A 23690-nucleotide genomic window follows, 5' to 3' on the forward strand; every position below is an offset into this window, starting at 1 on the left:
CTCCCTTAAACTTGTTTAATCGCTTGGTTCCAGAGCTACAAACTGGCAAGCATTTGTAGGTGGGACTTTTAGCACTTCCTCGCTTTCGTAGTCCAGTAAAGGACTTAAGTTGGTCAGGTTGCGTTAACCGCAGAGCCAACGAATTTATTCGTGGGGTTTGCACTCAACTAGGAGTCCCTGACTTGAGTTCATCAGTGTTTTGAGAGTCATAGTATATCTTAAATCTATCTGGCGCTTTTTTTTCAGCAATTATTGATTGGAACATAAGTCGCACGATACTCAGTATAATGTTTTTTTTATCGCTTAGCTCAGTGATTTTGTTGTTTAGTTTAAAATCTAAATTTATTACCTAAACCAAATATTCTCAATGTATACGCCTGGCAACCCTAAGTAAAATTATTAAAGTTTTGGTAAATTAAAAAACTTTTTTTCTTCAGAAATGTTGAGCTTTATACTTGCTTGACAAGTATTTTTCATAAAATCTAAATAATTCTCTCAGTAAATTCACGAATGACGTTTTCTTCTTTCAAGCTAGGCAACCTTTATGTCACAAAGACTACTTCAACTAACTGGTACTTAAACCTATCTTGTAATTACAATGAAAAAAGAAAATTAATTATGAAAATTAAGTTACTATTAGGGATAGGTGACTGTAGAAAAATCCCCCTAATTGATTCGTAAGATCACAATAAAAATTTTCCAAAATTTTTCCACAATAGATCCACAATAGATATAGAAATTTTCTAGCAAAAAGGTGTAGGACTGTAGGGAAAAATAACCAACATAGGAAGAATCAAAATCAAAATTAAAAATATTTCTTACTTTCTGCCCGCTTGCCCCTTGAACGCTGCCCTTTCCATCCCTACACCTGTAGTTGGTGAATTTTTTTTCTAGCTTCTTAATATTTGCAAAAAAGATGCTATACTACTAAATCTAGTAGTGTGTTTATATATTAATAGTCTTTTTGGAACTGACTGTGGCGAATACAAAGTCTGCTCTCAAGCGCGCCGAAATCGCAGAACGCAACCGACTGCGTAACAAAGCATACAAATCGGCAGTAAAAACACTGATGAAGAAATACTTTGCTGCTGTAGAAACATATGCAGCGAACCCAACCCCAGAATCAAAACAAGAAGTTCAGGCTAGGATGTCTGAAGCGTACAGCAAAATTGATCGAGCGGTAAAAAGGGGTGTACTTCATCCTAACAATGGAGCCAGAAAAAAGTCAAAATTGGCTCAAAGGCTAAAAGCTCAACAACCAGCAGCAGCAACTGCACAGTAGTCAATCGACTTTAGTCCTTAGTCCTTGTGCTCACAAGACAAAAGACTAAGGGCAAAGGACAAACGACAAAGGAAAAGCGATGCAGCTGATAGACACTCACGTTCACGTTAACTTTGACGTTTTCCAACCAGATATAGAAGCAGTGCGATCGCGCTGGCAAGAAGCAGGAGTCGTACGTTTGGTACACTCTTGTGTCGAGCCATCGGAGTTTAAAAGCATTCAATCTCTAGCTAATCGTTTTCCCGAAATGAGCTTTGCGGTAGGATTACATCCTTTAGATGCCGAAAAATGGAAGCACGAGACAGCAGAGGAAATCGTATCTTTAGCTGGTTGTGACTCTAAAGTCGTCGCTATAGGGGAAACAGGGCTGGATTTTTATAAAGCAGATAACAAAGAGCAACAGCGCCACGCATTTGAGACACAGTTAGCGCTCGCATCTGATCTCAACCTACCCGTGATCATCCACTGTCGCAATGCAGCAAGAGAGGTGAGAGAAGTACTGCAAAAATGGAAGGAACGCAAAGGAGAAAGTGTGCGGGGTGTCATGCACTGCTGGGGTGGAAACCCGGAAGAAACCCAATGGTTTGTGGAGTTGGACTTCTACATCAGCTTTAGCGGAACAGTGACATTTAAAAGTGCCAAACAAATCCAAGAATCAGCAGCTTGTGTTCCGAGCGATCGCCTGTTGATTGAAACAGATTGCCCTTTTTTGGCACCCGTTCCCAAACGAGGCGAACGGCGCAATGAACCCGCGTACGTTCGCTATGTAGCTGAACAGGTGGCGAAACTGCGCAGTGAATCTTTGTCGGCGATCGCCGACGTGACCACCCAAAATGCCTGTGACTTATTTGGTTTAACAGTATAATACATCCCCCCAAAGGGGGAAAATCAGAAAATGAAAAAATCAAACTTATCAAACTTTAGGAGGGGAAAATATGGTATTATTATTTCCTCCAAAACAGGTTTGTATAAGCCATAATGGTTAAGGAAGCAACTATTGAATTTTACACTTGAGTAACGCTTGTCAATTGACCATCCTCGTATCTCTACAACCGGATGCTCTTATTCCATGATGATTATGACTTTCTCCTAAGGGTCGTCTAGACCTATTCTCTAAGAATCTCTAAGAAACGGTTTCATATTTTCCCTATAGAGAATTGTTAAAGAAATTACCTTGTGACCACCACCCACCAAAACAAGCCATCCATAGACAGAGTAGGCTCAGGGGATTATTCTCCTCTGAGCATAAGGATATTATCCCTCGGTCGGTAAAAACAGATAGTTCCGTACGAGCCACAACAGTGTAAAGCTGCATAGGTGAAGTAACGCGCTTTTTGGAGGGGAAAGTGAGAAAAGCAAAACAGATTAACAAAAAGTTACACTATTTGATTTGGTTCATGAAGTCAAGTGAATGTGGAAAATGGCAGTTCTTGACTCCACTCGGGTTAACCACGCTCTTGCCAAAATCAGTCTGCACCGTCTTGAATGACTCCGGCGTTGCGGAAGCTGCTCAATGATCGGCGGTGTCAGGAGAAGTTCCCACACACAATTTACGAAAAAATTAGGTTGACAAAGGTAGAGGCATGACAAACGAATCAATTATGGAACCCGCCTTTTTGTTGCCCGACTTAATAGAAATCCAGCGTTCTAGCTTCCGCTGGTTTCTGGAAGAAGGGCTGATAGAAGAGCTGAACTCGTTTAGTCCGATCACAGATTACACTGGCAAACTAGAGCTACACTTTTTGGGACACAACTACAAGCTCAAAGAGCCAAAGTATAATGTAGACGAAGCAAAACGCCGGGACAGTACGTACGCGGTACAAATGTATGTCCCCACTCGTCTGATTAACAAAGAAACCGGAGAAATCAAAGAACAAGAAGTCTTTATTGGGGATCTGCCTCTGATGACTGACCGGGGCACGTTTATTATTAACGGTGCCGAGCGAGTGATTGTCAACCAGATCGTGCGATCGCCAGGAGTTTACTACAAATCAGAAATCGACAAAAACGGGCGGCGTACCTATTCAGCGAGCTTAATTCCCAACCGGGGAGCATGGCTGAAATTTGAAACAGACCGTAACGACTTAGTGTGGGTACGTATTGACAAAACCCGCAAACTGTCGGCACAAGTCCTCCTCAAAGCTTTGGGGTTGTCAGACAACGAAATTTTTGACGCCTTGCGCCACCCAGAATACTTCCAAAAAACCATTGAAAAAGAAGGGCAGTTTTCTGAAGAAGAAGCCCTGATGGAGTTGTATCGTAAACTGCGTCCTGGTGAACCCCCGACAGTGTTGGGAGGACAACAGCTCCTAGACTCGCGTTTCTTTGACCCCAAACGCTACGACCTCGGTCGTGTGGGACGTTACAAACTCAACAAGAAACTGCGCTTGCAAGTGCCAGAAACAATGCGCGTCTTGACTCCCCAAGACATTTTGGCAGCGGTGGATTACCTGATCAACCTTGAGTTTGACATTGGTAACACCGACGACATCGACCACTTAGGCAACCGCCGCGTCAGAAGCGTCGGCGAATTGCTGCAAAACCAGGTACGAGTCGGTTTAAACCGCTTGGAGCGTATCATTCGGGAAAGGATGACCGTATCCGATGCCGAAGTGCTGACCCCTGCTTCCTTGGTGAACCCTAAACCCTTGGTAGCAGCCATTAAAGAATTCTTTGGGTCAAGCCAATTGTCGCAGTTCATGGATCAGACCAATCCTCTGGCGGAACTGACCCACAAACGTCGTTTGTCAGCACTTGGTCCTGGAGGTCTAACCCGCGAACGTGCAGGTTTTGCGGTACGAGATATTCACCCATCCCACTACGGACGCATTTGCCCAGTAGAAACTCCAGAAGGTCCGAACGCTGGTTTGATTGGTTCCTTGGCAACTCATGCCCGTGTGAACCTGTACGGCTTCCTAGAAACCCCGTATCGACCCGTAGAAAATGGACGGGTGCGGTTTGATTTGCCACCAGTGTACATGACCGCAGATGAAGAAGATGACCTGCGGGTAGCGGCTGGCGACTTGCCGATTGATGAGAATGGTAACATCCTCGGACCGCAAGTGACAGTACGCTATCGCCAGGAATTCTCTTCAACCACGCCAGAGCAAGTGGACTACGTAGCAGTTTCTCCGGTGCAGATAGTGTCTGTTGCTACCAGTATGATTCCTTTCTTGGAGCATGACGACGCTAACCGGGCACTGATGGGATCGAACATGCAACGGCAAGCAGTTCCCCTGCTGAAACCAGAGCGTCCTTTGGTAGGAACAGGCTTGGAAGCTCAGGCGGCAAGGGACTCCGGGATGGTGATCGTATCACGCACCGACGGGGAAGTCACTTATCTAGACGCAACAGAAATTCGCGTACGTCCCAAACCCAACGCTCCAGAAATTAGGTACAGCATTTCCAAGTACCATCGCTCGAACCAAGACACCTGTCTCAACCAAAAACCTTTGGTGTATATGGGCGAACGTGTTGTAGCAGGTCAAGTGCTGGCGGATGGCTCCTCCACCGAAGGCGGTGAATTGGCACTGGGACAAAACATCGTCGTCGCTTATATGCCTTGGGAAGGCTATAACTACGAAGACGCAATTTTGATTTCCGAACGGTTGGTACAGGATGATATTTATACCTCAATTCACATTGAGAAATATGAAATTGAGGCAAGACAAACCAAGCTCGGACCAGAAGAAATCACCAGAGAAATTCCCAACGTCGGGGAAGACGCCTTGCGCCAATTGGATGAACAGGGGATCATTCGCATTGGGGCATGGGTAGAATCCGGGGATATCTTGGTAGGTAAAGTAACACCCAAAGGTGAATCTGACCAGCCACCAGAAGAAAAACTGTTGCGGGCAATTTTCGGTGAAAAAGCACGAGATGTGCGAGACAACTCGCTGCGAGTCCCGAACGGAGAAAAAGGACGCGTTGTCGATGTGCGCTTGTTCACCCGCGAACAAGGCGATGAACTCCCACCAGGGGCAAATATGGTTGTCCGGGTGTACGTAGCGCAAAAGCGCAAAATCCAAGTCGGCGACAAAATGGCAGGACGCCACGGAAATAAAGGAATTATTTCCAAAATCTTACCAATGGAAGATATGCCGTACTTGCCAGATGGTTCACCAGTGGACATCGTCCTTAACCCGTTGGGCGTACCTAGCCGGATGAACGTTGGACAAGTGTTTGAGTGTCTGTTGGGTTGGGCTGCTCATACCCTGGGAGTCCGGTTTAAACTGACTCCATTTGACGAAATGTACGGCGAAGAGTCATCTCGAAGCATAGTGCATGGTAAGTTGCAAGAAGCACGAGACGAAACAGGCAAAGACTGGGTCTATAACCCGGATGACTCTGGCAAAATCATGGTGTACGACGGTCGTACCGGCGAACCCTTTGACCGACCAGTCACTGTAGGTGTGGCTTATATGCTGAAGCTGGTTCACTTGGTGGACGACAAGATCCACGCCCGTTCTACAGGTCCATACTCACTTGTTACCCAGCAGCCCTTGGGTGGTAAAGCACAGCAAGGTGGTCAGCGGTTCGGTGAAATGGAGGTGTGGGCATTGGAAGCCTTTGGTGCTGCTTACACCTTGCAGGAGTTGCTCACCGTCAAATCAGACGATATGCAAGGACGAAATGAAGCCCTCAATGCGATCGTCAAAGGTAAGGCAATTCCTAGACCTGGAACACCAGAATCCTTCAAAGTGTTGATGCGAGAACTGCAATCTCTAGGCTTAGATATTGCTGTACACAAGGTAGAGACACAGGCAGACGGAAGTTCTTTAGATGTCGAAGTCGATTTGATGGCAGACCAAGGAAACCGTCGTACGCCTCCACGTCCCACCTATGAATCCTTGTCCCGTGAGTCACTTGATGAGGAAGAGTAGGAAAAGATGAGGAAGATGAGGAAGATGAGGGAGATAGTTCTTATTTTGAATTTTGAATTGATTTATCTCCCCTCATCTCCCTTCATGCCAATACCTCTTTTTACTCAAAGAACGAAAACTGAATACTCCTCACACCAACACGGTCTTTATAGCCCGTGTTCCTTAGAAGTTATAACCTAGAACACAGTATAGGCAAAGATGAGATCAGCCCAGAATAATCAGTTTGACTACGTTAAAATCGGCTTGGCATCACCAGAACGCATTCGCATCTGGGGTGAGAGAACTTTACCTAACGGTCAGGTAGTCGGTGAAGTCACAAAGCCAGAGACGATAAATTATCGTACTTTAAAACCAGAGATGGATGGCTTGTTCTGCGAGCGCATCTTTGGACCAGCTAAAGATTGGGAATGCCATTGTGGCAAGTATAAAAGAGTACGTCACAGAGGTATTGTCTGCGAACGCTGTGGTGTGGAAGTCACGGAATCGCGAGTACGCCGCCACCGCATGGGCTACATCAAACTCGCCGCACCAGTCGCTCACGTTTGGTATCTCAAGGGCATTCCCAGCTATATCTCCATCCTGTTGGATATGCCTTTGCGGGATGTGGAGCAAATTGTTTATTTCAATTCCTATGTTGTTCTTAGTCCTGGCAATGCTGAAACCTTAACTTACAAACAGTTGCTGAGTGAAGACCAGTGGCTGGAAATTGAAGACCAAATTTATAGCGAAGATTCTACGCTTCAAGGGGTAGAAGTCGGTATTGGTGCAGAAGCCTTGTTGCGCTTGCTGGCTGATATCAACTTAGAGCAAGAAGCCGAATCTTTGCGTGAAGAAATTACAACCGCCAAAGGTCAAAAGCGGGCGAAGCTGATTAAGCGGCTGCGGGTGATTGACAACTTCGTCGCCACAGGTTCTAAACCAGAATGGATGGTGATGACCGTGATCCCCGTGATTCCTCCAGACTTGCGCCCGATGGTGCAGTTAGACGGTGGACGATTTGCCACAAGCGATTTGAACGATTTGTATCGCCGGGTGATAAACCGCAACAACCGTCTTGCTCGCCTGCAAGAAATTTTGGCTCCCGAGATTATTGTTCGTAACGAAAAGCGGATGCTGCAAGAAGCAGTGGATGCTTTAATTGACAACGGTCGTCGAGGACGAACCGTAGTTGGGGCAAACAACCGACCGCTGAAGTCTTTGTCAGACATTATTGAAGGGAAACAAGGACGTTTCCGGCAAAACTTGCTCGGTAAACGGGTTGACTACTCCGGACGTTCCGTAATTGTGGTGGGACCAAAACTGAACATCCACCAGTGCGGTTTGCCACGAGAAATGGCAATTGAGCTATTTCAACCGTTTGTCATCAACCGACTGATTCGCAGCGGCATGGTGAATAATATCAAAGCCGCGAAAAAGCTGATATCTCGCTCTGATCCGAGTGTCTGGGATGTTCTGGAAGAAGTGATTGAAGGACACCCAGTTTTACTCAACCGTGCGCCGACACTACACCGTTTGGGTATTCAATCTTTTGAGCCAATTTTGGTGGAAGGTAGAGCAATTCAACTGCACCCACTCGTTTGTCCAGCATTTAACGCTGACTTTGACGGCGACCAAATGGCGGTACACGTACCGTTATCTTTGGAATCTCAAGCAGAAGCGCGGTTACTGATGCTGGCGTCTAACAACATTTTGTCACCAGCGACTGGTAGACCAATCATTACACCTAGCCAAGACATGGTGTTAGGGGCGTATTACTTAACCGCAGAAAATCCCAATGCGACAAAAGGCGCAGGGCGCTACTTTGCTTCTCTTAATGATGTGATTATGGCTTATGAGCAGCAGCAAGTCGACCTACATGCGTATATCTACGTGCGTTACGACGGCGAAGTAGAGTCACCTGAACCAGATACAGAACCGGTTGAAGTGATACCAAATGACGATGGTACCCGGACTTTGCTGTATAAGTTCCGCCGAGTCAGAGAAGATGCTCAGGGAAACATGATGTCTCAGTATGTACGTACAACTCCCGGTCGCGTAATTTACAATAACGCGATTCAAGAAGCGATCGCCAGTTAAAGAGAGAAGAAAAAAGAAACAAGAAAGAAGAAATAAAAATCTTCTTTCTTCATTCTTCACTCTTTGTTCTTCCCCTATTGACTAAGGACTGTTGACTAATGACTAATGAAAAAATGATTTTTAGGAACCGCATTGTTGACAAAGGTCAACTGAGGAACCTAATATCTTGGTCGTTCACGCATTATGGCACGGCGCGAACCGCAGTGATGGCCGACAAATTAAAAGAGTTGGGATTCCGCTACGCTACCAAAGCAGGGGTTTCCATCAGTGTGGATGATTTGATGGTTCCTCCTTCCAAACGAGCATTGCTAGAAGCTGCGGAAGCAGAAATTCGTGCCACTGAAGAACGCTACCAACGCGGAGAAATTACCGAAGTTGAGCGATTCCAGAAAGTGATTGATACTTGGAACGGAACTTCTGAAGCCCTGAAAGATGAGGTAGTTAGCCACTTCAAGAAGACTAACCCCCTCAACTCTGTATACATGATGGCATTCTCTGGAGCAAGGGGTAACATCTCCCAGGTGCGCCAATTGGTGGGAATGCGGGGACTGATGGCAGATCCCCAAGGGGAAATTATTGACCAGCCGATCAAAACAAACTTCCGCGAAGGACTCACCGTAACAGAATACATTATTTCTTCTTACGGTGCGAGAAAAGGTCTCGTAGACACAGCCTTGCGGACGGCTGACTCTGGTTATCTCACCCGCCGCTTGGTGGACGTATCGCAGGATGTGATTATTCGGGAATTTGACTGCGGTACCACTAGGGGAATTCCCTTGCAGGCAATGACAGAAGGTGAGAAAACCTTGATTAAGCTGGGCACAAGGTTGCTGGGACGAGTTATTGCAGAGGATGTGGTGCATCCCAAGACAAAAGAAGTTATCGCACCACGCAATAGCCCGGTTTCCGATGATCTGGCAAAGGAAATTGAAAAGTCGGGAGTCCAAGAAGTTGTCGTGCGATCGCCCCTCACTTGTGAAGCCGCACGATCTGTCTGCCAACACTGCTATGGCTGGAGTTTGGCACACGCCAAAATGGTCGATCTCGGCGAAGCTGTGGGGATCATCGCGGCACAAAGTATCGGTGAACCGGGTACCCAGCTGACAATGCGTACCTTCCACACAGGTGGTGTCTTCTCTGGTGAAGTTGCAAGACAAGTACGCGCTGAATCCGATGGTACCGTTCGCTTGCCACGTAAATTGCGGACAAGGGCTTACCGCACCCGCCACGGGGAAGACGCTTTGTATGTAGAAGCCAATGGCAGCATTACTTTAGAAATAGCAGACAACGCTGGCTCGTCAACGACTCAAGAAATTCCTGTTACCCAAGGTTCAACACTATACGTTGTTGATGGGCAAAAGATTAAGAAGGGTCAGCTGTTTGCTGAGGTGGCGATCGGTGGACGAACAACTCGTGTCAATACAGAAAAAGCGGTTAAAGATGTCGCCTCTGACTTAGCAGGAGAAGTCAGGTTTGCGGATGTCGTACCAGAACAAAAAACTGACCGTCAAGGTAACACCACGACAACAGCAGCCCGGGGTGGATTGATTTGGATTCTGTCAGGGGAAGTTTATAACTTACCCCCAGGAGCAGAATTGGTGGTCAACAATGGTGACACCATAGATTCCAACGGTGTTTTAGCAGAAACCAAGTTAACGACTTTGCACGGTGGTGTTGTCCGCTTACCCGAAGCTACCCCAGGCAAAGGAACGCGGGAAATTGAGATTATCACTGCTTCTGTGGTTCTAGACCAAGCAACAGTGACCGCGCAAACCGCTCAAGGTCGCAACAACTACTTAGTCACTACTGGAAACAACCAAGTCTTCAACCTCAGAGCCACTCCAGGCACAAAAGTGCAAAATGGTCAAGTGGTAGCCGAGTTGATTGATGACCGCTATCGCACAACCACCGGTGGATTGCTGAAATACGCTGCTGTGGAAGTCCAGAAAAAAGGCAAGGCAAAGCAGGGTTACGAGGTGGTACAGGGAGGTACCCTGCTGTGGATTCCTGAAGAAACCCACGAAGTGAATAAAGATATCTCCCTGCTAATGGTAGAAGACGGTCAGTTTGTCGAAGCTGGCACCGAAGTCGTCAAGGATATCTTCTGCCAAAACAGCGGCGTCATAGAAGTCACCCAGAAAAACGACATTCTGCGCGAAGTGGTGATTAAGCCAGGGGAACTGCTGATGGTGGACGATCCAGAAGCAGTGATGGGCAAAGATGGCACCTTTATTCAACCTGGTGAGGAATTGTTAGGGCAAGTCGCCACAGAGTTGCGCTACATCGAGTATGTGGAATCACCAGAAGGTCCAGCACTGTTGACCCGTCCGGTCGTTGAGTTTGCTGTACCTAACAATCCTGATGTGCCATCAACCACATCAGTGAGTCAACAAACAGGTCGTTCGATTCAACTGCGGGCAGTGCAGCGTCTGCCTTACAAAGACTCAGAACGCGTTAAGACTGTTGAAGGTGTGGAACTGCTACGAACCCAACTGGTGTTGGAAATTGAGCAGGAAGGCGAACAAGACCACAATGCTTCCCCTTTGGCAGCGGATATTGAATTGGTACCGGATGCCGATGACCCAGAAATTCAGCGCTTGCAGCTGGTCATTTTGGAATCGTTAGTGCTGCGTCGGGATATATCCGCTGATGCTACCCAAGGCAGTACCCAAACAAGCCTGGAAGTAGAAGATGGACAAACAATTGCACCCGGTGCCGTAATCGCACGTACCCAAATCTTGTGTAAAGAAGGGGGTATCGTGCGGGGCGTCCAAAAAGGAACTGAGGCAGTTCGGCGCTGCTTAGTGTTGCGCCATAATGATGTCGTTAAGATGGATCTAAGCGCTCCACCCAAGGTTAAAGTCGGTGACTTGATCGTAGAGGGTGTAGAAATTGCCCCTGGAGTCTTTGCCGAAGAATCTGGGCAAATCGTGGCAGTGCAGAAAGGCGAAGGAAAAGTGGAGAAGGCACAAGGAGAAGTTCCGCCTTCTGAGGAATCAGCACTCACTACTGTGAATTACTCGGTCACACTCCGCGTTGGTCGTCCCTATCGCGTCAGTGGAGGCGCTGTGTTGCAGGTAGACGATGGCGATTTGGTACAGCGTGGTGATAACTTGGTGTTGCTAGTATTTGAACGCGCCAAGACTGGAGACATCATTCAAGGTTTGCCCAGGATTGAGGAACTCCTTGAGGCTCGTAAGCCAAAAGAAGCGTGTATTTTAGCACGTCGTAGTGGTGAAGTCAAGGTTGTTTACGGTGATGGCGATGAAGCGATCGCAATCAAAATCATCGAGTCCAATGGCGTAGTCACAGACTATCCTCTTGGACCAGGACAAAACTTGATCGTCCCAGATGGATCGCAAATCACAGCAGGACAAACATTAACTGATGGTCCTTCTAATCCCCATGAAATTTTGGAAATCTTCTTCAACCTAGGTTCTGAAGAAGGAGTTTATGCCTGTGCTAGCCATGCCTTGCAAAAAGTACAAACGTTCTTGGTGAACGAAGTGCAATCGGTGTATCAGTCCCAAGGTATTGATATTGCTGATAAACACATCGAAGTGATTGTCCGTCAGATGACCAATAAAGTCCGGATAGATGATGGTGGTGACACCACCATGCTCCCTGGAGAATTGGTAGAGTTACGCCAAGTCGAACAGGTGAACGAAGCAATGGCAATCACTGGTGGTGCGCGGGCGCAGTACACCCCAGTCCTGTTGGGTATTACCAAAGCATCGCTGAACACCGATAGCTTTATTTCCGCTGCATCTTTCCAAGAAACAACACGCGTCTTGACTGAGGCTGCAATTGAAGGTAAATCCGACTGGTTGCGCGGCTTGAAGGAAAACGTGATTATTGGACGACTAATTCCTGCCGGCACTGGGTTTAATGCTTATGAAGAAACTGGTCCCATCGATGACTATGCTGTTGATGTCAGTAGCAGTGTCTTGGATGAAGTTGACGATCCACTCGATATGGTGCTGGATGACCGCACAGCCCGGAGTTACCAATTAGATACTCCCACGCTTGGCGGCGATGGATTTGGTACCAGACGTAGTCCAGATAAATCGATTTTGGATGAGGATGATTTTATTCTTCCTTCTGGTGACAGTGACATCGATGACCTCGTAGAAGACGAATACGAGGAAGACGACGATTACGACGAAGACGATGAGTAATATCTAGTCCACTGAATTACCTATAATCAGTTCCCTCACCCCCTACCCCTCTCCCGAATACAGGAGAGGGATACCTTAAGCGGGGTGAGGTTTTTTTTTACCTTGGATAATTTCTTGAAAACCTTGAAAAGCTCTAGTTTTTCCTGAGAAAGAGCATAGTTGGGTGGAATTCGCTATCAGCATCAGACTTTTACTCTTCATCCTCCATAAAGTCATCTGTGATTAAATACATATTTCAGTATTTTTTAACTATTTTCTTTTTTAGCTAAGATTTGTGCCAAAACTTGCATTTCCTTTTCAAGGGAAAATGCGGTTAGGTACTGGGTGATTTGTCCCAAACGAGGCAAGGAAGATATTCTATGATGTCAAGAATGTCAGAAAACCATAACATTTAAGTAAATATATTGAAAATTAAAGTTTTAGTAAATACTTAAATATATTGAGAAATTTAACAATATTTTTACAATAACTTTATCAAAACTTAACAGTTATATCTTTCATTACTATCATTGGTATGTAAAGCCTTAGAAATTTGATGTAAGGCTGAGTAGATCAAACTAATAAGCTGTTCCTCTGTTTTATACTGTCAATTACTCAGATATCACCAATAAACGGGCTAAAGCTTGTCCTACTCTCTCTGCATTGTTTAGTAGTGAAAGTAACTATGTCTTTTTTCTTTTAGTCAATATTTATAAATCCAGATATTTACGCATACGTTTTTTGATTACAAGAGGCAATAATCATCACTAATAATAAAACGTGAGCAAATAAAATTGTGTTCTACACCACAAATACTGACTTGAAATCTTATTTCAAAACTGTGTAGTTAATTTCAAAACTACATCACTAGGTTTGATTGTGTCAGTTTGTTAAGCGTGCTCTAACAGCTCAATTTTGTCACGAGTTCAATTCTTAAATGTGGGTTCCCGAAAATGAAAGAAGTCCTTGCATTGATTGAAAAAAGGAAGCAAGAATTTGCCCAGTTACCGTTCTTTCAGTTTCTACAAGACAAAAGTATGCCTCCGCAAAAAAGGCTAGTTTGGGCTCCTTTTTTTGCGCCTTTTGCAATGAATTTTGCTGAACTTAACCAATATAGTCTCAGAAAAGAACCAGCCACTGACAAAATTCAAGAAATCATTAATAGGCATACCTATGAAGATGATCGTCACTGTGAGTGGTTTTTGGAAGACATGGAAAAACTTAATTTGAATAAATACTTAAAATATAACGATGCTTTGAGTTTTCTTTGGAGTAAAGAGAACCTGAAAGTAAGACAGATATGTCATACAATCTCTCAATGTATATTTAAAGCAGAACCTGTGGTGGTTTTAGCAGCAATTGAGGCAATTGAAGCCACAGGAAATGTTGCTTTATCTGTGACTGCAAAAGTCGCTGAAGAACTCCAACAGAGTACGAAGCAAGAATACCGTTACTTTGGAAAATTTCATTTTGCTGTAGAAACAGGTCATCCTGTAGGAACAGATGATATAAAGCAATTCATTGAGAGTATACAACTGACAGAGGAACTTAGAGAGCAAGCTTTTGAGATAGTTGAAAAAGTTTTTGAAGCTTTCACAGAAGGGATGAACGAACTCCTGGTAATCTCCAAAAAGCTCTTGAAGGAGCAATTATTTATAGAAATGAGCAGGGTTGAGCGACCAAGAGTCTTTGCATAGCCAATCCATTGAAAATTTCAATAAACAAGAGTGCACTCGTCACTCGCTTCTCAAACATTCAAAATTCAAAATTCACGCGTTCAAAATTTAATTAGTGGGAGCGGGTGTACCGCCACTGTCTTATTGACCACCAAATCTGCATCCGCATGGTGGGGGCTTGTACCCAGAATTAATCAATTCAAAATTATTCTTCCGGATTGAACGCGTGAACGCGTGAACTTTGAATTCAAAAAAGGTCAATGTTTAGAGGATGTCTGAAAACTTTAAGGAAGGTATATTTTGTCATTCTGAACGCGAGTGCGTTCACTGCGCTGGCGCTGCGTGCCTCGCAGAGCGAGGAGGCACGCAGCGACAGCATGACATTTTTGACTTCTCAGACATCCTCTTATGAAAAAAACTACAGATGATTGATCTGTGTGCATCTGTGTTCCATGAGTGGTTCCAAATATCTTTCAACCAGAATGAGTGCAAGAGTTCTAATGAGAAATTATGCGCCTTTCCTAGAGTGCAGTCAATTGAAATTTTCTTCTTCCCAAAGCTGCAAAAGAAAATTATTTGGAATAGATTATTAGTGTGTGAATAATATGGTCAAGCAAAGCCTGATTGATTTTACTCAAGTTGATCGCAGCAACAAGCCAACATACTTTGTAAGTTATCTAGACACTCTCAACGAGATGGAATGGATTAAGGCTTACAAAAGCCGAGCCTTTGCTCGTCTAGAATTACAACCAGGCGATCGCATTTTGGATGTCGGCTGTGGAACTGGTGATGATATCCGGACACTGGCGCAAGTGGTCGGGAACACAGGTCAGGCTGTGGGCGTGGATAGTAGTCAGACCATGATTGCTGAGGCTGTCAATCGAACTAAGGGATTGAATCTATCGGTAGAATATCTTCTAGGTGATGCTCATAACCTTAGCTTCTCAAACAATACCTTCGACGCTTGCCGAGCAGAACGAATTTTTCAATACTTAGCATATCCTCGAAAGGCACTAGCTGAAATGATCCGTGTAACTCGACCGGGAGGGCGAATTGTAGTCCAAGAACCTGATTGGGAAACACTATTACTAGATGCACCTGACCGAAGCTTGACCCGCAAAATTCTAAACTTCTGGTGCGATACCCTTAACAGTGGCTGGATTGGACGCCAATTACCTGCTCTGTTTAACGAGTTAGGGCTAATAGATATTGCGATCAATATTGACACCTTTACACTCACAAAATATTCTTTAGCCAATGAAATCTTTCATTTTTCCCAAGCCGTAGCACTAGCGCAAGAGGCTGGCATAGTATCAAAAGCAGAGTCAGTTAGGTGGTTGGGCGACCTAGAGGCATCTGACCGAGCTGGGCGTTTCTTTAGCGCTCTGACTGCTTTTATTGTAAGCGGACGCAAGCCTTGACCTTTTATCGCACTTTTATAAAGGGTAGGCTGAAAACTCCGGAGGAACAGGCGCACAGCGCTGTATTCCGTGCTGTCTTACCGGAGATGAAAGCCACAACGTAGGCTTTGCTAACGCGTGATATTTTCTCTTGCCATTCTCTCAATGGTATCTGATAAGCTATTAGCTTTTAATTCAGTTTGCTTGCTTTCAAGCCAGTCCTTAGCTGTTTGAGTTAAAGTTAAGGTTAACTTAGTTTTCTTTTCTCCATAAATCTTTTTTCTAGGCATCACAACCTCTTTTTGTGTTATAGTCGTATTGTACACGACATAAATAAAGGGGGTGATAAAGTCTTGCTAACAAACTATGTGTACAAGTTGCGTCCTAATATTACTCAACAATCTAAAATGGCTGGTTGGGTTGATATGCTTAGAAGTCATTACAACTGGTGCTTAAATGACAGGTTAACTCAATACGCACAACAATACATTCAGGGTGAGTATTGTGATATCAGAACTAAAGCGTATCGCAGTCCATTAACGTGTTTTGTTAGCAAGAATGGGGCAACGGGCGAACCTTGGAAAGATTCTAAGCAGAATAATCCTAGACGTGGCGCTGGCGATATCCAAATTACAGCACTACCAGAATTGAAGAAAGCTAGACCCTGGTATGCTGAAATAGATTCTACAGTGTTACAGCAAAACGTAAAACGTCTTGATGTTGCGTACAAAAACTTTTTTGACGGGCATGGATTCCCTAAATTCAAATGTCGTTCTAACTTCACATCTTTCACGTATGCAATGGGTGTGAAGGTTCAAAGTAGCAAAATCTATTTACCAAAGTTGGGATGGATGCGTTTTTACGATTCCCGCCCAATACCTAGCGGCTTCACGATTAAAGCTGCTACCATTCGCGAGCGTCAAGATGGTTGGTATGTTTCTATTAGAATTGAAGACAAAGCAGTACCAGATAACGTTGTTAAACCTTTAACCAACGTTAACAAAATAATTGGTTGTGACTTAGGCATAACAAAATTAGTTCATCTTTCTGACAACTACCAGATTGAAAATCCTAAGTTTGCAAGCAATAAAAAGGCTAAACGTACTTTAAAAATCAGACAAAGACGTGTTAGTAAAAAGGTGAAAGGTAGCAAGAATCGCAAGAAAACTGCTAAGAAAGTAGGATTGTTGCACAAAAAAATCGCTGATAAGCGCTACTGCTACCAATGGAGAACAGCTAATAAAATTGTTTCTAGAAACGTTGATGCTATTGCGGTGGAAAACCTTAATGTTTCTGGAATGAAGTGTCGATGTAAGCCAAAGGTGGATGAGAAGACTGGAAGATTCCTAAAAAATGGACAATCAAGAAAGAAAGGTTTAAACCGTTCTATCTCTGATGCAAGTTGGAGTGAATTGATTTTAAAGATTGAGTATCTGGCTGCAAAGCAAGGAAAAGTTGTAATTAAAGTTAATCCTAAGTACTCTAGCCAAAAATGCCGTAATTGTGGACATATTGATCAGTCTAATCGTGACGGTGAGAAATTCATTTGCTCTCAATGTGGATACATGACTCATGCGGATATTGGCGCTGCTAAAACTATTAGAGATAGAGCATTTTCTATAGTACGGGGGGACTCCTCGGAACTGAGACGCCCGAAAAATCGTAAGGAGACATCAGCACGCCCTCGTGGCAAACGTGTTGAGCCTGGGAACCTGAGTAATCAGGATATTAAGATAGTGATGTCTTAAGAATCCCCGCGTCTTTAGACCGGGGAGTGTCAAAAATCAACTCTCATCGCTGCTACATTAGGTATCTGGATAATAAACTCCGTCCCCTGTCCTGGAATAGAATCACAAATGAGCTGTCCCTTGTGTTTGTCCACCACAATCTGGTAGCTAATAGACAACCCCAATCCCATGCCACTTCCTATCGGCTTAGTGGTAAAAAATGGGTCAAATATTTTTTGCCGCACTTCCTGAGTCATCCCAGAACCGTTATCAGCAATCCGAATCCTCACAGTATTGCAATCTGCTACTTCAGTGCGAATGCAAATCGTAGGGATTGGGGATTGGGTATTCCCAGTCCCTAGTTCCCAGTCCGTAATCCTTAATTGCAGCGCATCAATTGCATTACTTAGAATATTCATAAACACTTGATTAAGCTGACCTGGGTAACAAGTGATTTTAGGCAGTTGTCCGTATTTTTTGATGATTTCAATCTCAGGATACTCGTCCTTGCTTTTGAGTCGGTGCTGCAAAATCATTAAGGTATTCTCAATTCCCTCATGAATATCTACAGATTTCATTTCTGCTTGATCCAAATGAGAGAAGTTACGTAAGCCCAGAATAATATTGCGGATCCGTGTGGTACCAACATTCATAGAATCCAAAAGCTTTGGCAAGTCTTCTACTAGGAAATCTAGGTCAATTTCAAAAGCTTTTTTCTGTACTTGAGGAGAAGGATTGGGGTATTCCTGCTGATAAATAGCAATCAAATCTAGCAAGCCCTTTACATATTCATAAGCATAAATGACATTGCCATGAATAAAGTTAATAGGGTTATTGATTTCATGAGCAATTCCCGCTACCATTTGCCCCAAACTCGACATTTTTTCAGTTTGAATCAATTGAATTTGGGCGTTTTGTAACTCTTCTAGGGCTTGCTTCAAGCATTGATTTTTTTCGTTAAATTCCTGCGTTCTTTGGTTAACTTTCGCCTCCAGAGTACGGCTGTATTCTTCCAAACGTTCATTTGCTTGTGCCAAATTTTGGTAAAGTATTGCATTTTCTAGAGAAATTGCCGCTTGGGTGGTAATCAGTTTGAGGAGTTCGAGGCGATCGCCTGTAAATGCTGCCGTCGCTAAATTATTTTCTAAGTAAAGAATGCCAAGGAATTTGCCCCTATTGATAATTGGGATACACAAGAGACTCTTGGGTTGCTCGCGGATAATATACCCATCACTTGCGAAAGAAGTAACAGCCGTTGCATCATCAATGACCAAGATTTCCTGCGTGCGCTTGACGTAGTTAATCAAAGTTATCGGAACATCTTCGCTTGACTCTAGAGGAATTGATCGCAATGCCGTGCAAGTGCGAGCATTATCTGAACTGGAACTGACTGCGGTGACGCTTAAGCGTAAATGATCACCATCGCTCAAAATCACAGCGCACTTAGAAGCACCGGCGTTTTCCATCACGACTTGCATTAAGGTGGAAAGCAGTTCCTCAAGCTCAATTTCCCCAGACAATGCTTGAGAAACTTTGATTGCAGATGCCAAATCCAGAGAGTCTGAAATGCTCGTACTACAGCCAATGACAGTTTCGTTAGTACTATTAATAGATGGAGATGTGGTATTGTCAGGCGTGCTATTCTCTCTAGGATGAGGGGTAGGTTGTTCTTGCTGGAGAATCGGGGCAAGTAATTGGGGATAGCGTTTTTCCAAGTCGTCAACTTTGGCTGATGCTCCCCAGCGAACGTAGCCAGTGTAGGCATCAGTAAGGTAGGTTTGAGCAATCTTCTGTTTGCCCCATTCTAGGTAGAACTTAGCAGCAAGGTCGTTAGCAAGAGCTTCTTCATTAATGTACTCGTGTTCTTTGGCTAGGGCAATGGCGCGATCGTACAATTCCATTGCCTCTAAATTGTTAGCTAGAACTCGATGTCGCTCTGCTTCTACCAAGTAATATTTATGTAAAAAATTCATTGGGGCGTGCTCTGCCCATTGTTTCATCCTTTCTTGATTTGCTGATACCTTCTCTAAAATTTCTTTTTGTTCACATTGAATAGCCTCAGGATAGACAGCTAACATTGTTAGAGAACTATAAAAATAGAAGATAGCAAAAACAAACTTGGCTGCAACTACATCTAAATCATCTTCCGCTAATCTCGCATATTGCCATGCTTGCTGGTAATCCTGAAACAAATAACAGAGAAATAATTTGTTTAGATGGAGGTAGAAAATGGCGATTTTGTTATTGACCTGCTGAAGCAGTGGGAGCATAATCTTTTCTTCGTATGCTTCACCACTTAAACTGCATGGCTTTTCACAACGTCCTAGCAAATTTAAGACTGTCTGCCAGTTGATTGCATTAGTCTGAAGTGGTATTTCTTGGTTGAGTTTAGCAATTTCCTTCTGATAGCTTGCTATCTCCAATTCCAGCCCTGCTATCTCCTTTCCTCCCCAGAATAAATGTTCCGAGTATACAGCTACTGAGTAGGCAGCTTGCTCCAAATCTCCAATTTCTAAACCTATAGAATAAGCTTCTAAAAAGTTTTTTAAACTTTCTCGTATATGTAATTTCCAATGTATTGTAAAATTATTAACTGCATAAAATACAATTGGTTTCAACTCTTTCGTATTGAATAATGCTAACAATTTTAATGCCAGTTGACCCAAGCAATAGCTGTAACTAATATCTCCCGAAATCTTACAAATAATAATTGCGTAAGTCGCATAAGACAAAGCAGAAGCAGGACAATTTCCATAATTAAGAGATGTATTGACCTGTTTCAACACAACTAAAATAAAAAGTAGAGGATGACTCACATATGTAATAGATAAGAGCCGCACTAAGAGCTTCATTGCTGCCAGTTTTGTTGGCTCGGTCATATTTGGCAAATCGAGTAAGTCCTCAATTTGTCTTCCTGCCAAATTTCTGTGTGTTTCTAGCAACGCCATCTCAATATCTTTTTGGTTTGGTTGTTCGGGAAATTCTATCCCAAGTAATTTAAGCACCTGTAACCCTGTTGTAATCGCTTCCGCACCCCGACTTTGTGCTTTATAAGTTTCAATCCTGACTTCATAAACTTTCACTTTTTCCAGCAGTGTTTTCGCTGTTGCCAATACCACCTTTGTTAATTGCTCTGCCTGCTCAAAGTTGCCAGCTAAGTATGCCACTTCTGCTGCTTTTTCATACAAAGCTAAAGTTAGGTTATAGTTCGTCTCCCAACTATCACCAAACAGAAATTGAATGCCAGTTGTTAAATATTTAGCTGCCGTTGCATACGCTGTTGATGCCAAAGCTCTACGTCCAGCCATCAAATTCATCGTTGCCAGCTCATCGCGCTCGCTTTGCTCGGTGATTAATTCCACCGCCATGTTGAACTGATTAACCAAATCAAAAATCTTTTCTTCCCGTTCTTCAACTGGAATTTTACTCAACAGCAGTCGTCCAATTTTTAGGTGGATTGATTGTTTTTGAGATTCAGGAATCAGAGAATAAGCCGCTTGCTGTACTCGATCATGTACAAATTTGTATTGGGGTAATTTAAAATTAGGATTTTGATTTTTTTTAGGTTCTTGACTATAAATAACTCTTAATGAACTCTTCTTATTTAAAAATAAATTGTAATTATCAATTTCTTGTAAAACTAGCCCTTCAACTAACGCAGTCCACAAGTTAGCTGCTGTATCTACCACAGACTTTTGGTGCACAATACTCAGAGTTTGTAAATCAAATGAGTTTCCTATGCAGGCAGCAATTTTTAATACTTCTTGAGTCTGTTTTGGCAACTTCTCTATTTGAATAGCCATGAAGTTGACTACATCATCCGTTAAAGCTAATGCCTTTACCTTAGCAATATCACACTGCAAATGACCAACATAAAGGTTAAAACTTATGAGTTCTTCATCATCCAAAAACTTAAGAAATTGATGAATAAAGAAGGGATTCCCTTTAGTTTTGGCAAATACCATTTGGTTAAGAGGAATAGCCGCGGCTTCTGGGCAACGGAAAGTATCAGCAATGAGACGGTTTGAATCAGCCTGATTTAAAGCTTCTATGTTAATAGTATTTATCGTTGCTTTTGTTTTTTCAATCTCATTTAGTGTCAGATATAGCGGATGTGTTCTTGAAACCTCGTTATTTCGATAAGCACCAATCAGTAGTAAAGCGTCATTAGTTTTGCCATCCCTTTTCGTTTCTTCAAAATCGTGAGAAGATAATGTAATATTTTGGTTACTAACATTGTTCTGAGTTATTAATAATTGAATAAAATTTAAAGAAGCTGCATCTGCCCATTGCAAGTCATCCAGAAAGATAACCAAGGGATGCTCAACAGTTGTGAATATTTTGATAAATCTTTTGAATAAAAAATTGAAACGATTTTGGGCAGCGGTGCCAGAGAGTTCAGCAACGTTTGGTTGTTTGCCAATAATAAGTTCAAGTTTGGGAATAACATCAATAATGACTTGAGCTTGTTCACCTAATGCTGATAAAATCTTGGCTTTCCACTGTTGCATTTCGGCATCAGTTTCATTGAGGAGTTGCCCGATTAAGTCCTCAAAAGCTTGCACCAATGCCGATAAGGGAATGTCGCGTTGCAACTGGTCAAATTTCCCTTGGATAAAGTAACTATGCTGTTGGGCGTTCGCGGAGCGGGCACTCCGTGCCATCGCTTTGTGGACTTCGTTAACCACTGCTGTCTTGCCCACACCAGGGACACCAGATACTAGTATCATTTCAGTTATGCCCGTGCTTATCACTCTCTCAAAAGCAGCAAGTAGGGTTTCAACTTCATATTTGCGACCATAGAGTTTTTGAGAAATTAAGAAACGGTCGCAAATATCCTGTTTTTTTAACTCGAAGGGTAAGATTTTTCCTATTTCTTGCCACTGTTGCAAGCACACTTCTAAGTCATACTTTAGTCCTTGAGCACTCTGATAACGATCTTCAGCGTTTTTTGCCATGAGTAAGTTGATCATGTCAGACACAACTGAAGGAACGCCCTGATTGATACTGCTTACATTTGGTGGTTGTTTAGCAATATGGCAGTAAACTAACTCCATTGGGTCAGTTGTGGTAAAAGGCAACTGTCCAGTGAGAAGTTCAAAGAATGTGACACCAAGAGAATAAAAGTCAGTGCGGTAGTCGATACCTCGGTTCATTCTTCCTGTTTGTTCAGGAGAAATGTAAGCCAGCGTACCTTCTAAAACGTTGGGATTAGTAAGAATTTGAACTTCTTTGGGCAGAACAGAGGCAATACCGAAGTCAATAAGTTTGATTTCAAGAGTTGTGGGATTAATTAGGATGTTCGCAGGTTTGATGTCTTTGTGAATGACACGGTTACGATACAACTCATGTAAGATAGAGGCGATTTGAACAGCGATGTGGAAAAATTGTTGTAGAGGCAAGCATTTTGCCGACTGTATATGATTGATGTAATCTTTAAGAGAGATCCCGGGAAAATCCTCCATAATTAAGGCATAACTGTTTTGGTACGGTTCCAAACTATAAGGTTTGATGATACCTTGTAAGTTGAGCTTTTCCGCAATCGTATATTGATTGCGGAGTTTTGACAGTTCTTGAAAGCTAGGAGACCTACGCCGTAGGACTTTAATGACAACTGGTTTTTCGTCTTGTTCTTTTATTCCTCGATATACCAAAGTTTTCTCGCTTGCATAAATTTGCCCAATAATTTGATAACCAGTCAGTTTCAGCATTGCTGCTTCATATCCCTACGTCATTGATAACTTTATTTAAGGTTATTCTTCGCCGATTGTAAGTGATAACACGCACACATAAGGTATGTCAGTAGTTAAATAAGAGTTCTGTAGTTGGTGATCAGGTAAAGCTAACTTCCGCAGCATCTGCAACAGTCATAGGTTGAAGTTGCCATTACGCAGTTCCGAGACGCTAAATTAGTGGTCTGTTGCATTAATTATCAGAGGTTAAAATTAAATGGGAGATTTGAGCGATCGCCGAAGGCACGCTCGCTTTGCCCAATCGCACATAATAGGCTTGGTTGCGGCTACTTCACTCTTTTTACCTTTGAGTGTTGACTCTTACTTCGGTCGGCTGGTAGTCTGAACCAAGTTTATTGGCACAAAAACCAAAGTCGCGTACTTGATTTGGCTCAACCACCCTTCCCCAGTCTAAAGGCGTGACAACATACTGCGTCGCTCCCTGTGGTTTAAAGTTACCGTTCCAAGAGTTATTAATAGCAGCTTGTTTCATATTAAATGTCAGCAGCCAATCCTTAACCTTAGCATTGCTCTGATTCATAATTTTGAAGCTGACACAAAATCCCGTTTGCCAATTTGTATAAATATCAGAAGTGACTGTCAGTTGGGAAGAAGAGGAAGAGATACGGGGAGCAGATGAGGGGGATGAGGGGGATGAGGGAGTGAGGGAGTGAGGGAGTGAGGGAGATGAGGGGGATGAGGGAGTGAGGGAGTGAGGGAGTGAGGGAGATGAGGGGGATGAGGGGGATGAGGGGGA

At 43.5% G+C, this 23690-nt stretch carries 11 protein-coding genes; 8 read left to right on the forward strand and 3 right to left on the reverse strand.

Going from position 1 to position 23690, the window contains the following annotated elements:
- Positions 1–976 precede the first annotated feature (976 nt).
- The 7 genes from rpsT (at position 977) to ACM0OZ_RS07500 (ending at position 15495) form a co-directional block, all read left to right on the forward strand.
- Positions 977–1282 carry a 30S ribosomal protein S20 gene (rpsT, locus tag ACM0OZ_RS07470; protein ID WP_414582159.1) on the forward strand — a complete coding sequence of 102 codons (306 nt, stop codon included), beginning with the start codon at positions 977–979 and terminating at the stop codon, positions 1280–1282.
- A 79-nt stretch (positions 1283–1361) separates the two neighbouring features.
- A complete protein-coding gene (locus ACM0OZ_RS07475; protein WP_414582160.1) occupies positions 1362–2147 on the forward strand; it encodes a TatD family hydrolase in 786 nt (261 codons plus the stop codon).
- Between the two features lie 718 nt (positions 2148–2865).
- Positions 2866–6165: a DNA-directed RNA polymerase subunit beta gene (gene rpoB, locus ACM0OZ_RS07480; RefSeq protein WP_414582161.1), complete on the forward strand. Its 3300-nt coding sequence runs from the start codon at positions 2866–2868 to the stop codon at positions 6163–6165.
- Between the two features lie 198 nt (positions 6166–6363).
- The gene (locus tag ACM0OZ_RS07485) at positions 6364–8241 is read left to right on the forward strand and encodes a DNA-directed RNA polymerase subunit gamma (protein WP_414582162.1); all 1878 of its coding nucleotides are present in this window, start codon (positions 6364–6366) and stop codon (positions 8239–8241) included.
- A gap of 98 nt (positions 8242–8339) precedes the next feature.
- Entirely contained in the window at positions 8340–12419 is a 4080-nt protein-coding gene (locus ACM0OZ_RS07490) for a DNA-directed RNA polymerase subunit beta'' (RefSeq protein WP_414582163.1), read from the forward strand.
- Between the two features lie 932 nt (positions 12420–13351).
- On the forward strand, positions 13352–14095 hold the full coding sequence (locus ACM0OZ_RS07495) for a hypothetical protein (RefSeq protein WP_414582164.1): 744 nt from the start codon (positions 13352–13354) through the stop codon (positions 14093–14095).
- A 584-nt stretch (positions 14096–14679) separates the two neighbouring features.
- The gene (locus tag ACM0OZ_RS07500) at positions 14680–15495 is read left to right on the forward strand and encodes a class I SAM-dependent methyltransferase (RefSeq protein ID WP_414582165.1); all 816 of its coding nucleotides are present in this window, start codon (positions 14680–14682) and stop codon (positions 15493–15495) included.
- Positions 15496–15605: 110 nt separating this feature from the next.
- On the opposite strand, the gene ACM0OZ_RS07505 is transcribed toward ACM0OZ_RS07500, so the two are convergent.
- Complete coding sequence (locus tag ACM0OZ_RS07505) at positions 15606–15764, reverse strand: hypothetical protein (RefSeq protein ID WP_414582166.1); 159 nt, start codon at positions 15762–15764, stop codon at positions 15606–15608.
- Between the two features lie 63 nt (positions 15765–15827).
- Between ACM0OZ_RS07505 and ACM0OZ_RS07510 the strand changes: the two genes are divergently transcribed.
- A complete protein-coding gene (locus ACM0OZ_RS07510) occupies positions 15828–17222 on the forward strand; it encodes an RNA-guided endonuclease InsQ/TnpB family protein (protein ID WP_414582167.1) in 1395 nt (464 codons plus the stop codon).
- A 29-nt stretch (positions 17223–17251) separates the two neighbouring features.
- Here ACM0OZ_RS07510 and ACM0OZ_RS07515 read toward each other — a convergent pair whose 3' ends face one another.
- Both ACM0OZ_RS07515 and ACM0OZ_RS07520 read right to left on the reverse strand, forming a co-directional pair.
- Positions 17252–22912: an AAA family ATPase gene (locus ACM0OZ_RS07515; protein WP_414582168.1), complete on the reverse strand. Its 5661-nt coding sequence runs from the start codon at positions 22910–22912 to the stop codon at positions 17252–17254.
- A 322-nt stretch (positions 22913–23234) separates the two neighbouring features.
- Positions 23235–23690, reverse strand: a 456-nt coding sequence (locus tag ACM0OZ_RS07520) for a cellulose binding domain-containing protein (RefSeq protein WP_414582169.1), incomplete at its 5' end; no start/stop codon positions are given.

The sequence above is a fragment of the Scytonema sp. PCC 10023 genome (assembly GCF_963920835.1).
Taxonomy (GTDB): domain Bacteria; phylum Cyanobacteriota; class Cyanobacteriia; order Cyanobacteriales; family Nostocaceae; genus Kalymmatonema.

Coding starts and splice junctions, on each gene's coding strand:
- ACM0OZ_RS07515 (WP_414582168.1), bottom strand. CDS start 22,912: ATGCTGAAACTGACTGGTTATCAAATTATTGGGCAAATTTATGCAAGC.
- ACM0OZ_RS07495 (WP_414582164.1), top strand. CDS start 13,352: ATGAAAGAAGTCCTTGCATTGATTGAAAAAAGGAAGCAAGAATTTGCC.
- ACM0OZ_RS07485 (WP_414582162.1), top strand. CDS start 6,364: ATGAGATCAGCCCAGAATAATCAGTTTGACTACGTTAAAATCGGCTTG.
- ACM0OZ_RS07475 (WP_414582160.1), top strand. CDS start 1,362: ATGCAGCTGATAGACACTCACGTTCACGTTAACTTTGACGTTTTCCAA.
- rpoB (WP_414582161.1), top strand. CDS start 2,866: ATGACAAACGAATCAATTATGGAACCCGCCTTTTTGTTGCCCGACTTA.
- ACM0OZ_RS07500 (WP_414582165.1), top strand. CDS start 14,680: ATGGTCAAGCAAAGCCTGATTGATTTTACTCAAGTTGATCGCAGCAAC.
- ACM0OZ_RS07490 (WP_414582163.1), top strand. CDS start 8,340: ATGACTAATGAAAAAATGATTTTTAGGAACCGCATTGTTGACAAAGGT.
- ACM0OZ_RS07505 (WP_414582166.1), bottom strand. CDS start 15,764: ATGCCTAGAAAAAAGATTTATGGAGAAAAGAAAACTAAGTTAACCTTA.